Below are 12773 nucleotides of genomic sequence, written 5' to 3'. Positions count from 1 at the left end.
CTGGCCTGCCGGCCTTCGCGCGTGGGTTCGAATCCCACCCTCTCCTGCGCTCCTTGTTTTGGGGCCTCGCATAAGCTCGGGCGGCCGTTCGGCCTTGCGCGCCCTGCGGGCTCGAACGGCTTCTCAGGGCTCCGTCACCGCTTCTGGGGGTTGGCTCGCAAAGCCCGGTCTTGCCCGACTCGATGATTCGCGAGCGCTGACTCGAACGATTCTTCGCCGCAATAACGTACCTATTTGCCTAGATTGTCCGCGTTGTCATGTAGTCACTTACCTACAATGTGGCGCTTCGGACACGATTTCGGCCCGGTTCGCGAAATTCGATGGTAGCGCTCACATTTTCCCGTTGCGGTAACCCCTCGATCCACCTTTGCTGAGGATGGCGCGAAGGCAAATGCCCGCGCCACGCAAGAGCGAATGGGGAGGGGATTGTGGTTGCAGGACTGGCAAGTGAGGCGTGGCGGGCGCTGGGAGACATACTCTCGCCCCATGGGCCGGCGGTGAATTCCGTCAACAGCTATGCGCCGGGCGATTACAGCATTCACTTCTTCCTTCAGCTTGCGGTGATTATCCTTGCCTGCCGCGTGGTCGGCTGGCTGGGGCAGAAGCTGCTGGGGCAGCCGCAGGTGGTGGGCGAGATGATCGCGGGCGTGATCCTGGGGCCGTCGCTGTTCGGGCTGTTCTTCCCCGACATCCAGCTCGCCATCTTCCCCAAGGAGACGCGCAACGTGCTCTATGTCGGCGCGCAGCTTGGCGTGGGGCTGTACATGTTCATGGTCGGGCTGACGCTGCGGCTCGATCATTTCCAGTCCAAGGCGAAGAGCGCTGCGGCGGTATCGGCGGCGGGGATCACCGCGCCCTTTATCCTGGCGGCGCTGATCACGCCCTTTCTGCTCACCGTGCCGGGGCTGTTCACGCCTGGGATCAGCCAGGGCAATGCGACGCTCTTCATGGGCGCGTGCATCGCGCTGACCGCTTTCCCGATGCTGGCGCGGATCATCAACGAGCGGGGGCTGGCCAATTCGTCGCTCGGCACGCTTTCGCTGACGGCGGGGGCTTTCGACGACGCGACCTCGTGGTGCGTGCTGGCGATCGTGCTGGCGACGTTCGGCGCAGGGGCCGGCGTGGCGATCATCGCGATCGGCGGAGCGCTGCTCTACGTCGCCTTCATGCTGCTGGTCGGGCGCAAATTGCTCGCGCCGCTGGGCCGTATGGTCGAGGAACGCGGCGAGATGAGCACGACGATGCTCGCGGTCGTCATGATGCTGTTCTGCACATCGGCCTTCATCATGGACGCGATCGGCGTCCATGCGATCTTCGGCGGCTTCCTGATGGGCGCGTGCATGCCGCGCGGGCTGTTCGTCGAGGAGCTGAAGCGGAAGGTGGAGCCGCTCGCGGTGGTGCTGCTGCTGCCGATGTTCTTCACCTATTCGGGGCTGAACACGCGGATGGACATGGTCAATTCGCTGCCGCTGCTGATGATCGCGCTGGGCATCCTTGCGGTCTCGGTGCTCGCAAAGTTCGGCGCATGCTGGGCGGCGGCGCGGCTCTCCGGCGAGGATAACCGCACCGCGCTGGGCATCGGCGCGCTGATGAACTCGCGCGGGCTGATGGAGCTGATCATCATCAATATCGGCCTGCAAAAGGGGATTATCGGACCGACGCTCTTCTCGATGCTGGTGCTTATGGCGATCGTCACCACGGTGATGGCGACCCCGGTGTTCGAGATCGTCTATGGCCGAAAGGCGCGCGAGAGCGGCGAACTGGGCGCGGTGCCGGATTCGGATGGGCGCGTGATGGCGCAGCCGGCCTGAGGCTTCCTCCTGGCGCCCCGCCTGCGCATCGGGCGGGGCGCTTCTTTCTAGAGAGGTTCTAGCAATGCGATACGCGCCGACTTTGCTGGCGGGGCTGCTGGCTGGCGGCGCCGCGCAGGCACAGGAAGTGACCGTGAAGCCCAGCGCCGATGTGCGGCTACGCTACGAGCATGTCGATCAGGATGGACTGGCGGAGCGGGCCGATGCGCTGACGCTGCGGGTGCGGCCGGGCGTGACCCTAACCAGCGGGGAATGGTCCGCGCTGGTGGAGGGCGAGGCGGTGCTCGCGCTGATCGAGGATTATAATAGCGGGACCAACGGGCGCATCGCCTATCCGCTGGTGGTGGACCCGGCCAATCTGGAACTCAACCGCGCGCAGATCCGCTATGCGGGCAAGGGCTTTGGCGTCACTGCAGGGCGGCAGCGGATCGAGCTGGCGGAGCAGCGCTTCGTCGGCTCGGCGGGCTGGCGGCAGAGCGAGCAGACGTTCGACGCGGTGCGCGTGCAGATCGGCAAGCCGATGGGGCTGAGCGCCGATATCAGCTATGCGTGGAGCGACCGTACGGTGAACGGACGCAACGGCACGGGGGGCCGCCCGCAGGCGATCGGCGGGGACAATGTGTTTGCCCTGCTCAGCTATGGCACGAAAGCGGGCACGCTGACCGGCTTCGCCTATCTGGTCGATCAGGACGCGGCGGTGGTGCAGGGCTTCCGTTTGTCCAGCCAGACCTGGGGTGTGCGATTTTCCGGGAGCGCCCCGATCGGCAAGGATGCGAAGCTGGGCTATACCGCGAGCTGGGCGCGGCAGAGCGATTATCACCGCAATCCCAACGATTACTCCGCCGATTACTGGCTCGGCGAACTGAGCCTGAGCGCGCGCGGGTTCACCGCTGCCGCGGGATATGAGGTGCTGGGCGCGGAAAAGGGCGTGGCGCTGACCAGCGTGCAGACGCCACTCGCTTCCTATTTCCGGTTCAACGGCTGGGCGGGCAAGTTTGGCGCCACGCCGCCGAACGGCCTGCGCGACCTGTACACATCCGGGGGCTATGGCTGGAAGAAGGTGCTGGGCGTGGACGCGATCACGCTGACGGCGGTCTATCACCGCTTCGACAGCGACCGATTGGACCAGCATTATGGCGACGAACTGGACCTGCTGGCGGCGGTCAAGCTGGGACGGGCGACGCTTTCGGCCCGCTATGCGCACTACGATGCGGATCGCTTCGCGACCGATACGGACAAGGCCTGGTTACAGCTCGACTGGGCGCTTTAAGCGAGGCGGCTGCCTGCGCGTATCCTAAGCGTCCAGCCAATCGGCGGTGATTTCGCCCCTGTGCCCATCCGGCGCCAGTGCCGAACGCAGGGCTTCCAGCAGCGGCGGCAGCGCCTGCGTGAAGGCATAGGGCGGATTGATGATGAAGAGGCCCGCGCCGTTATAGATGCCGGGCTGATCCTGATCGTACAGCCAATGCTCCACCACCAGGAATTTGGGGATGCCGAGCCTGCCTAGCTGCTGCTTCCACCGCCAATGCGTCTCGCGGTCTTTCAACGGAAACCAGATCACCGTCACGCCATGCGCCCATTTTCGGTGCGCGGTGGCGAGGGTGGCGGTGATGCGGGCGCGTTCGTCCGTCTGCTCATACGGCGGATCGACTACCACCACGCCGCGCGGGGTGCGGGTCGGCACCATGGCCAGCCAGAGTTCGTATGCGTCGCGCTGGTGCACGGCGGCAGGCGTGTCGCGCATCGCGCCGCGCAGGGCATAGACGTCTTCGGGATGCTTTTCGTTGAGGATCAGGAGATCCTGCGGACGCAGAAGCTGCGCGAGGATCCGGGGAGAGCCCGGGTAGAGGTGCGCTTCCGCATCGTCATTCACCGCCTGCACGGCGGCACGATATTCGTCGAGCAAGGGATCCCGATCGACAAGGGCCCGAGCCACGCCCTGCACGGATTCGCCGGTGCGCTGCGCCGCTTCACCGCCCAGATCGTACAGCCCGCAGCCCGCATGGGTGTCGATCAGGGTCAGCGCTCCGTCCTTAAGCTGCAACGCCCGCACAAGCGCGATCAGCAGGCTGTGCTTCACGACATCGGCGCTGTTGCCCGCATGGAAGGAATGGCGATAGTTCATTGCGACTTGAAATCCTCGCGATCCGCCCTTGGACGCGCTGCTGGGACGCCGGGCGCGCGGCGACTGAGGCGATCGATCGGGTGCCCGTACAGAGTCGGGCGGCAAGGTTCAAAATATTCTGCGCGCGAGCTCTAGGGCGAACGTTCACTCTGGCCGGGTTGCGACCGGCTCAAGCGCTGCCAGGGTGCTCCAACTACCTACGCGCCCGCGTTCTCCTCAATCCCCTGCGGGGCCCAGATAGGCATCGCCATAGATCGCGCGCCGAATGTCGCGGTGGAGGGTGGCCTGGAAGGGCTTGGTCTGGACGTAGAACACTGCGGCGAGCTTGTTCGCGGGATCGACCCAGAACAAGGTGGAAGCTGCGCCGTCCCAGAAGAACTCGCCGACCGCGCCGCGATTTTCCTCGGCAGAGAGGGGGCGGCCGATGCGCACGGCGAAATCCATGCCGAAGCCGACATTGCCTTTGCTGGGCAGCCATTGCTTCTCGGTCACGCGCGCGTCGAGCTGATTGGTGGACATCAGCCTGACCGTCGAGGGCTTGAGGATGCGCACATTATCCAACGTGCCGCCGCCGACGAGCATCCGGGCGAAGCGCATATAATCGTCGATCGGCGCGACAAGGCCCGCGCCGCCCATCGTCATCGCGGGCTTGGGGAAATTGAAGGCGCGCATCGTCTTCTCATCTTCACGGATGAGCTTGCCATCCGCACCGAGAATATAGGTGGCAGCGAAGCGCTGGAGATATTCGGCAGGCGGGCTCCAGCCGGTTTGCGCCATGCCGAGCGGCTTCAGCACGTGCGCCTGGACATAATCCTCGAACTTCTCGCCCGAAAGGCGCTCGACCAGCAAAGCCTGGACATCGACGGCGGCGCTGTAGCGCCACTGCGTGCCCGGATCATAGACGAGCGGAACATGCGCGATCCGGCGGCCGAATTCGGTGAGCGTATTGGTGAGCGCCAGCGGCTGGGCGGCGCCAAAGGCCTTCTCCGCTGCCGTTTCGCCCGGCCCATAGGCAAAGCCGGCGGTGTGGCGGAGGATGTCGCGCACGGTGATCGGGCGTGCGGCGGGACGCCAGAGCGGCTGGCCACCAGCATCCACGCCATCCTGTACGAGCATCGCCGCGAATTCAGGCAGATAGCGCGACAACGGATCATCGAGCCCAAACTTGCCCTGCTCCCAAAGCTGCATCAGCGCGACGCCGGTGACGGGCTTGGTCATCGAATAGATCTGGACGAGGGTGTCGCGCGCCATTGCACGCCCGGCTTCGCGATCGGCAAGGCCCGTCGCGCCGAAATAGACTTCGCGGCCATCCTTCCAGATCAGCGCCGAAACGCCGGTGGCGCGCCCGCGGGCGACCATTTCGGCAAGCGCGCGATCGATCCGGGCCTTGTCGATGCGGAGGCTGGTGGCGGCGTCCGTGGTGCGAGTCTGCGCGACCACGGGGGCGGGCGCGCCCGCCAGGATCAGCGCGAGCGCAGCGGCTCCAAGCAGCATTTCTCGCATCCCGCTCTCCCACGATTATCGTGCAGTTGGTAGCGGTATCAGGCGCGCGGGGCCAGTCCCGCGCTTGCAGGGGGCGGGATGGTGCGCCAAAGAAGCGGTAATTGGGGAGCGCCTTCACTTGAATATCAGCCCGACCGACTTCGCCAGCCTGCTTTGCTCACGGCTTTGCCATGATCTGCTCAGCCCGGTTGGGGCGCTGAACAACGGGCTGGAGCTGCTCGCAGACGAGCATGACCCCGAGATGCGCGCACGCTGCCTGGAACTGCTGAGCGAAAGCGCCAAGGCATCGGCGAACAAGCTGAAATTCTTCCGCCTGGCGTTCGGCGCGGCGGGTGGTTTTGGAGAGACCGTCGATACGCGCGAGGCGCAAGCCGCGATCGAGGGGCTGTTTGGCGAGAACCACCGCGTTCGTGTCGCCTGGATGGTCGAAGACCCGGTGCTGCCGAAGCAGGCGATCAAGGTGCTGCTCAACCTGGCGCTGATCGGCGGTGACGCATTGGTGCGCGGCGGCGATCTGGCGATCGGCGCCGAGATCGTGGACGGGCATATCGAAATTGTGGTGCGCGCCGATGGCCCGCGCATCGTGCTGGACCCCGAATTGCGCAGCGCGCTGGCGGGCGGCAAGGACGATCTGCCGATCACGCCGCGCGCGGCGGCCGCCTATCTGGCGCACGCGCTGGTGACGCAAGGCGGCGGCGTGCTGCAGGTGAGCCCGCCGGATGCGGAAGTGCTGCTGTTCGGAGCCAGCTTCCGCGTTTGAAGACGAGCCCCCTCCCGCAAAAGCGGGAAGGGGACGATGTCCTAGCCCTTGATGTTGATGACCTGACGCAGCCGGTGGCGGATCGCCACCAGATCCTGCTGCGCCGCCATCACCGCGCCGATATCCTTATAGGCGGCGGGGCTTTCATCGAGCACCGCTTCGTCCACGCGCGCCTCGATGCCTTGCATCGCCTTGGCGTGGTCCTCCAGCGAGATCAGCTTCTTGGCTGCCGCCCGCGACATCACGCGGCCGGCGCCATGCGAGCAGCTGCAGAAGGACTGTTCGTTGCCCAGTCCCTCGACGATGAAGCTGCCCGTGCCCATCGATCCGGGAATGATCCCGAGATCGCCGGCGCGCGCACGCACGGCACCCTTGCGGGTTACCCAGACATTCTCGCCGAAATGGTTCTCACGCGTTGCATAATTGTGATGGCAGTTGATCGCCCGCTTGTCGGTCTTGAACGCCGGCAGATGCTTGCGCAGGGCTTCGAGCGTACGGTGCATCATGATCTCGCGGTTTGCCATCGCGTAATCCTGCGCAAAGGTCATCGCCTCGATGTAATCGTCGAACAATGCGGTGCCCTCGGCCAGGTAAGCGAGATCCTTGTCCGCGAGGAAGAAGTCCACACGGTTCCGCTCCATCAGCTCCTTGGCGGAATCGATGAAATAGGTCCCGATCCGGTTTCCGGTCCCGCGCGATCCCGAATGCAGCATCACCCAGACGCGGTCCTCCTCGTCGAGGCAGACCTCGATAAAGTGGTTTCCGCCGCCCATCGATCCCAATTGATCACTGGTCTTGCCATCGATCTTCGGGTGCTTGCCCGCGATGATGCGCCAGCGTGCATCGAACTTGTCGTACCAGGCGCGCGCAACCGCATTGGGCGTGATCGCCCATCCGCCCTTGGCGTGGTTGGCGCTCTGGCTCGATTCCATCCCCTTGGGCACGGCGCGTTCGATCTCGGCGCGGATCGCCCCGAGGCTGTCCGGAAGCTGCGAGCCGGTGAGGGAGGTGCGCACCGCCATCATGCCACAGCCGATATCGACGCCCACGGCAGCGGGGACGATCGCCTGCTTGGTTGCGATGACCGAGCCGATCGTGGCACCCTTGCCGAAATGGACATCGGGCATGCCGGCGACGTGCTTGAACACGAAGGGCAGGCTGGCGACATTGCGCAGCTGCTGCATCGCGCCCGCTTCGAACGGGCCGGCGCTGTCCCAGAGCTTGAGCTGCGCTCCGCAGGTTGCGTGGGTGCTGTATTGATCCATTGTTCACTCCCTTGGCATTGCTGCGATTTTTCGGGAGTGCCCGCGGTGGTTCCGCGGTTGGCTTGTGCCGGTTCCAAGCTGCACCCCGAACGGGGCGCAGCACCCGTTCGTCACCCGCGCAGGGCGATCGTACCGTATTCCGGACGTGGGCAGAGGCTGGTCATAGTGGGTGCGCCTTTATCCGAAGATTGCGCACAAGGGAAGATGCACAAATGCGTTGCGGCGAGCGGCGTGCTTCAGTTGAGCCCGCCGGACGCGGAAGTGCTGCTGTTCGGGTCCGGTTTCCGGGACTGACGCCTAGATTCGCGCCACCAGCACATATTTGTTGGTGAAGGTCGTGTATTTCTTCACGGGTGATTTCACGCCGTTCGCCACGGTATAGCCCACCGCGTCGCCCGTATCGGGTTCCCCATCGGGCGTCTGGTAGAGGATCGAGCCATCCGGAACATCGCCGATGGCGAAATCGAGGTCGGCCTTCTTGTCGCAGACATAGATCTTGATGCGCATGCTTATGCTCCCAGACCGCAAGGGACGTTGAGCGCGCCGATCACCTCGGTCTCCGCGTCGGAACCCAGATCGTCGAGCGCAGTGGCGGCAGCATTCGCGGACGCTTTGGCTGCCGTGATGAAAGCATCGGCAGTGGCCTTGATCGACGTGCCGGCCAGGGCCGTCTTGACCTTGCCGGCCAGAGTGGCGTCGTTGTTGGCGAGGCACTGGGCAAGCCGCGGCGCGACGCTGTTCCGTCGGTTGAGCAGGGCGCGGCCGACCTTGAAATCAGCCCCCAGCTTTTCGGCGTCCGACTTCACCTTGGCTTTCAGATATTCGACGCACATGGGGCGAACCTGTTCGAAGTTGGCCCCGGTATTGCTCGCGTCCAGCGCCTGAAGGCAGAACAGCAACGTCTCGTCCTGCGCGAAGGTGAGGGCGACGATATCCTTCACCTTTTCAGCGACTTGCGTCACCTCTTCCTTGCGGGCGATCGCCTCGCCGACATGGTAGCCTGCGGTCGTACCAGCCGCGGAAACGCCCTGTCCACGGCCCGCAGAGATTAGGCCGCCCTTGTAGATCGCGTCCGCCGCCTTGGCCTCTTCCTTGGCCAGATCAAGCTCGTCGCTGGCCTTTATGCACGCGGCTTTCTTGTCCTTCTTGGCCTTCTTGTCGTTGGCGTCCGCTATGGCGTCGATCGCTTCGTCGGTGAGCGCGGTCGCCGCGGCGCACAGATTGGCGGAGGTGTTGACCGTGTCGTACGCGGTTTTCTTGTCCGTGACCTTCTTTGCGGCCTCGACCGTCTTGGTGTGCAGCCCGGTCAGCGTCTCGGAAATCTCGGAGGGATCGAAACCGGTGTTCGCATTCCCGCTCGAATTGATGATGACTGGGGGTGGGGCGATCGATCCGGTGAGCTGCTCGATCGCGAGGATCGAGACCATGACGCGCTGGTCACGCGCGGCGATCGTCTGGAACTGGGCCTTGCTGATCGCGCCGCTGAGATAGCGCTCGCAGGTGCGAAACATCATTTCGCGCAGCATGTTGATCGTCTGTGTCCGGGAAATGGTGCTGCCGCTCTCGTTGCTGGAGAAGGCGGCCTGAAGCGCGGCGTTCAGCGTCTTCGCGTCCGAATCGAGCCCCAGCGTTCCGCTGCCGCTCGCGGCGACGCCCAAGACGGTGAACGCGTCGGGGCTGGGTTCGGCGCAATAGCGGCGGAAGGCGGGCTTCGCCGTTCCGGGCGCGGCCGAAGTCTCGGAGGGATCCCACTGGCTGAGGATCACCCGCTGGCGGGCATCGACAGTGATCGCGACGGGATCATTGCCCTGAAGCCGCGATTGCTTGTGTATCACACCCGAACAGGCGGAAAGCGCGAGCATGCCCGCGACGAGGCCGGTACGCCGGATCATAATCGATTCCCCCGAAAAGCCCGTTATCTTTGCCGCGGCCCGCTAATGCCTTAGTGACGGGAGCAAGATGCCTTCCGCTGCGAATGGAGGGCTGCATAGTTTTGCAGGCGTATGCAACGACGATTAACACCGCTTTGGACGGTGTTCTGCGGGCCATCACTAACCCCGCTTTAACCCTCTATCCTCCACAACGGCCGCGTAAATTTGTTTCGGGGCACCATGGACGACCTGCTTCAGGAATTTATTGCCGAGACGCGCGAGACGCTGGAGGCGCTTTCGGGCGAGATCGTCGCATGGGAAGCGAATCCGGACGACAAGAGCCGGCTCGATGCGATTTTCCGGTTCGTGCACACCGTGAAGGGGAGCTGCGGCTTCCTGGATCTGCCGCGCTTGGCACGGCTGAGCCATGCTGCGGAGGATGCGCTGGCGCAGGTGCGGTGCGGCGAGCGGACGCCCGATACCGGACTGGTCAACGCCGTTCTCGCCGTGGTCGACCGGATCGGCGAGATCGTGGAAGCGATCGATTCGGGCGAGAGCCTGGACGATACCGGCGAGGATCTGCTGATCGCGGCGCTGGCTGAGGGCACCGATATGATCGCGGCGGCGCCGGCGGGCGTTGGCGGACAGCGCGCGCCCGCGCGCAGCGTGCGGCTGAACGTGGACCTGCTCGACCGGATGATGTCCGGCATGTCGGACATGGTGCTGGCGCGCAACGAGCTGGCGCGGCGGATGCGCGAGGGGAATATTGATCCCGCGCTGGAAGCGGCGCTCGAGCGGCTTTCGCTGACCGTGGGCGAGATGCGTGACACGGTGACGCGCACGCGCATGCAGAAGATCGACGCCTTGTTCTCCGCGCTTCCGCGCATGGTGCGCGATACTGCGGCGGGGCTGGGCAAATCGGTGACGCTGCACGTCGAGGGATCGGATGTGGAGCTCGACCGCGAGATGATCGAGATGATGCGCGATCCGCTCGTCCATATCGTGCGCAATTCGATCGATCACGGCATCGAGCTTCCGGCTGCCCGCCGCAATTCGGGCAAGCGCGAGAATGGCCGGCTGAATGTCTCGGCGCGCCAGTCCGGCAACCAGATCATCATCGAAATCTCCGACGACGGGCGCGGCATCGATACCGAAAAGCTGATCGCCAAGATGGTGCAGAATGGCGGCGATGAACGCCAGCTTCGGGCACTGAGCGATCGCGGCAAGCTCGAGCTGGTGTTTGAACCAGGCCTTTCGAGCAAGGACGAAGTCAGCGAGATTTCGGGCCGCGGCGTGGGCATGGACGTGGTTCGCGCCGCGATCGAGCAGATTGGCGGGCGCGTCGAGCTGGACAACAATCCCGGCAAGGGGCTGCGCATCGCAATCCATGTGCCGCTGACGCTGTCGATCATTTCGGCCATCGTGGTGGGGGCGGGAGGACAGCGCTTCGCGATCCCGCGCCAGGCGATCGAGGAAATCGTAACGGACGGCAGCGACGCCATCCGGATCGATACGATCGGCGGCGTGGAAGTGCTGACCGTGAGGGAACGGCGGATGCCGATGCTCAACCTTTGCGATGTGCTGGGCATCGAGCCGGCGCGCTCTGAAAGCCGCCGGATGATCGCGATCGTGAGCGTGCCCGAAGGCAGCTATGCGTTGGGCGCCGATACCGTGCTGGATACCGAAGAACTGGTGATCAAACCCGCGTCGCCCGCCGTGATGTCATGCGGCGTCTATGCCGGGCAGACGCTTCCGGACAGCGGCATGCCGATGCTGCTGCTCGATTGCGCGGGACTGGCCAGCGTGGCCGGGCTCGATTTCAGCAGCGACGGCAGCCGGGAGATGGAAGAGGAAGCGGCGGAAGCGGCGAGCCCGGGCATTCCGGCATTGCTGTTCCAGGATCTGGACGGCGTGCGCCGCGCGGTGCCGCTGGCTGCGGTCGATCGGGTGGAACAGGTCGATGCGGTCAATGTGCGCTTCGCCGCGGGACGCTTCCGCGTGACGATCGACGGACGCATCCTGCCGCTTGCCGCGCAGGGCGAGATCCAGGGGCGCGACCGGCTGAACGTGCTGCGCCTGAAGGACGACGCGAACGAAATCAGCTATGCGATCAACGAGGCGATCGACATCATCGTGCTGCCCGAAGACGTGACCCCCGCGCGCGAGGCGGGCCCGGTTTCGGGCGTGGCGCTGCTCGACGGGGAACAGGTGGAGCTGCTCGACGTGCTTTGGGTGTTCGACACCCATGCCGATCGGGACGGGATGGGTGATGAAGAGCGTCCAGTCTGCCTGATCCAAGGTGATGAAGGGGGCTGGATGGCCTCGTTCGTGCGCCCGCTGCTTGAAACATCCGGTTATCGCGTCGCTTTCGAGCTTGCACCGGGCGAAACCGCATCCGTCGTACTCTCATCCGACGATGCGCCGCCTGCGCTTGCCGAGGCCGCGCCGGTGGTGCGCCTGCGCCGCCGGCGCGTTGCCGCCGGAGCAGGGGACGACAGCGTCTATCGCTACGACCGCGCCGGATTGCTTCGGGCGCTCCAGGCCAAGACGGGGAAACGCTGATGGCGCATCTATATCTTGTCGCGCAGATCGCCGGCCGCGCGGTCGCGATCGATTCCAATCAGGTTGAATCGGTGGTGGATATTGGCGGGGTAACCGCCGTGCCGCTTGCCAGCGCGCATGTTCGCGGGCTCGCCGCGCTGCGCAGCCGCGTGGTGACCGTGGTCGATACCCAATCCGCGCTCGGCATGCCGGGCGTGAGCGACGCACGCCGCGCGGTCATCACCCGCGTCGACGGGCACCATTATGCGATGCTGGTCGATGCGCTGGACGATGTCGCGCCGTTCGAGCTGCTGCCTTTGGCGGGCGGCGTCGCGCTGGGGCCGGCATGGCGTGCGGCGGGACGGGGCGTGGTGGAGCGGGACGGGGAACCGATCCTGGCGATCGATCTGGCCAGCCTCGTGCCCGGCCAGGCCGCACTCAACTAATTTGTACGATTAACGCGAAACTCACGCTTGCGCGGCAGAATGGCGTTTCAAGCACCTGGGTACGGGGAACAGGGAAAAATGAAGACTTGTCTCGTTGTCGACGATTCGAAGGTGATCCGGAAGGTCGCCCGGCACATTCTGGAAACGCTCGACTTCGAAGTGCGTGAAGCAGGCGACGGGCGCGAAGCGCTCGATTCCTGCCTGGATACGCCCCCTGACGTGATCCTGCTCGACTGGAACATGCCGGTAATGAGCGGCATGGATTTCCTCCGTGCGCTCAAGGATTCGGGGCTGCCGACGCGGCCGAAGGTGGTGTTCTGCACCACCGAGAACGGCATGGCCTATATCCGTGCCGCGATCGAAGCGGGGGCGGACGAATATGTGATGAAACCTTTCGATCGCGAGACGCTTGAGAGCAAGCTGCAGATCGTCGGCGTAGCCTGAGCCCAGA

11 protein-coding genes are annotated in these 12773 nt (G+C 64.8%); 6 read left to right on the top strand and 5 right to left on the bottom strand.

The window, feature by feature from the left end; translation table 11 throughout:
* Positions 1 to 425: 425 nt before the first annotated feature.
* Together SSO01S_RS05390 and SSO01S_RS05385 are read left to right on the top strand one after the other, a co-directional pair.
* Positions 426 to 1811 carry a cation:proton antiporter gene (locus SSO01S_RS05390; protein ID WP_083942852.1) on the top strand — a complete coding sequence of 462 codons (1386 nt, stop codon included), beginning with the start codon at positions 426 to 428 and terminating at the stop codon, positions 1809 to 1811.
* Between the two features lie 64 nt (positions 1812 to 1875).
* The gene (locus SSO01S_RS05385) at positions 1876 to 3081 is read left to right on the top strand and encodes an alginate export family protein (protein ID WP_066796261.1); all 1206 of its coding nucleotides are present in this window, start codon (positions 1876 to 1878) and stop codon (positions 3079 to 3081) included.
* 24 nt (positions 3082 to 3105) lie between these two features.
* Here SSO01S_RS05385 and SSO01S_RS05380 read toward each other — a convergent pair whose 3' ends face one another.
* On the bottom strand, positions 3106 to 3936 hold the full coding sequence (locus tag SSO01S_RS05380) for a 23S rRNA (adenine(2030)-N(6))-methyltransferase RlmJ (protein ID WP_066796255.1): 831 nt from the start codon (positions 3934 to 3936) through the stop codon (positions 3106 to 3108).
* 216 nt (positions 3937 to 4152) lie between these two features.
* Positions 4153 to 5430 (bottom strand): serine hydrolase domain-containing protein, encoded by a 1278-nt coding sequence (locus SSO01S_RS05375; protein ID WP_218000336.1) that lies wholly within the window; start codon positions 5428 to 5430, stop codon positions 4153 to 4155.
* Positions 5431 to 5557: 127 nt separating this feature from the next.
* Here SSO01S_RS05375 and SSO01S_RS05370 point away from each other — a divergent pair, with 127 nt between their 5' ends.
* On the top strand, positions 5558 to 6199 hold the full coding sequence (locus tag SSO01S_RS05370) for a histidine phosphotransferase family protein (protein WP_066796248.1): 642 nt from the start codon (positions 5558 to 5560) through the stop codon (positions 6197 to 6199).
* Between the two features lie 41 nt (positions 6200 to 6240).
* Here SSO01S_RS05370 and SSO01S_RS05365 read toward each other — a convergent pair whose 3' ends face one another.
* The 3 genes from SSO01S_RS05365 to SSO01S_RS05355 form a co-directional block, all read right to left on the bottom strand.
* Positions 6241 to 7464 (bottom strand): RtcB family protein, encoded by a 1224-nt coding sequence (locus SSO01S_RS05365; RefSeq protein WP_066796245.1) that lies wholly within the window; start codon positions 7462 to 7464, stop codon positions 6241 to 6243.
* 297 nt (positions 7465 to 7761) lie between these two features.
* Positions 7762 to 7971 (bottom strand): hypothetical protein, encoded by a 210-nt coding sequence (locus SSO01S_RS05360; protein WP_066796242.1) that lies wholly within the window; start codon positions 7969 to 7971, stop codon positions 7762 to 7764.
* A gap of 2 nt (positions 7972 to 7973) precedes the next feature.
* Entirely contained in the window at positions 7974 to 9356 is a 1383-nt protein-coding gene (locus SSO01S_RS05355; protein ID WP_066796239.1) for a hypothetical protein, read from the bottom strand.
* A gap of 219 nt (positions 9357 to 9575) precedes the next feature.
* Here SSO01S_RS05355 and SSO01S_RS05350 point away from each other — a divergent pair, with 219 nt between their 5' ends.
* From SSO01S_RS05350 to SSO01S_RS05340, 3 genes are all read left to right on the top strand, one after another.
* Positions 9576 to 11897: a chemotaxis protein CheA gene (locus SSO01S_RS05350; RefSeq protein WP_066796376.1), complete on the top strand. Its 2322-nt coding sequence runs from the start codon at positions 9576 to 9578 to the stop codon at positions 11895 to 11897.
* Entirely contained in the window at positions 11897 to 12322 is a 426-nt protein-coding gene (locus tag SSO01S_RS05345) for a chemotaxis protein CheW (protein WP_066796236.1), read from the top strand. The genes SSO01S_RS05350 and SSO01S_RS05345 overlap by 1 nt, the downstream gene beginning before the upstream one ends.
* A gap of 78 nt (positions 12323 to 12400) precedes the next feature.
* Positions 12401 to 12766: a response regulator gene (locus tag SSO01S_RS05340; RefSeq protein ID WP_066796234.1), complete on the top strand. Its 366-nt coding sequence runs from the start codon at positions 12401 to 12403 to the stop codon at positions 12764 to 12766.
* The last annotated feature ends 7 nt before the right edge of the window (positions 12767 to 12773 follow it).

Origin of the sequence: Sphingomonas soli NBRC 100801, assembly GCF_001591025.1 — a bacterium.
Classification (GTDB): Bacteria; Pseudomonadota; Alphaproteobacteria; order Sphingomonadales; family Sphingomonadaceae; genus Sphingomonas; species Sphingomonas soli.
This window is presented reverse-complemented; position numbering and strand designations above follow the sequence as displayed.

What these genes read in the sequence shown, in the direction of transcription:
- SSO01S_RS05375 (WP_218000336.1), bottom strand. Translation starts at nt 5,430, where the DNA reads ATGCTGCTTGGAGCCGCTGCGCTCGCGCTGATCCTGGCGGGCGCGCCC.
- SSO01S_RS05380 (WP_066796255.1), bottom strand. Translation starts at nt 3,936, where the DNA reads ATGAACTATCGCCATTCCTTCCATGCGGGCAACAGCGCCGATGTCGTG.
- SSO01S_RS05345 (WP_066796236.1), top strand. Translation starts at nt 11,897, where the DNA reads ATGGCGCATCTATATCTTGTCGCGCAGATCGCCGGCCGCGCGGTCGCG.
- SSO01S_RS05340 (WP_066796234.1), top strand. Translation starts at nt 12,401, where the DNA reads ATGAAGACTTGTCTCGTTGTCGACGATTCGAAGGTGATCCGGAAGGTC.
- SSO01S_RS05350 (WP_066796376.1), top strand. Translation starts at nt 9,576, where the DNA reads ATGGACGACCTGCTTCAGGAATTTATTGCCGAGACGCGCGAGACGCTG.
- SSO01S_RS05385 (WP_066796261.1), top strand. Translation starts at nt 1,876, where the DNA reads ATGCGATACGCGCCGACTTTGCTGGCGGGGCTGCTGGCTGGCGGCGCC.
- SSO01S_RS05365 (WP_066796245.1), bottom strand. Translation starts at nt 7,464, where the DNA reads ATGGATCAATACAGCACCCACGCAACCTGCGGAGCGCAGCTCAAGCTC.
- SSO01S_RS05360 (WP_066796242.1), bottom strand. Translation starts at nt 7,971, where the DNA reads ATGCGCATCAAGATCTATGTCTGCGACAAGAAGGCCGACCTCGATTTC.
- SSO01S_RS05355 (WP_066796239.1), bottom strand. Translation starts at nt 9,356, where the DNA reads ATGATCCGGCGTACCGGCCTCGTCGCGGGCATGCTCGCGCTTTCCGCC.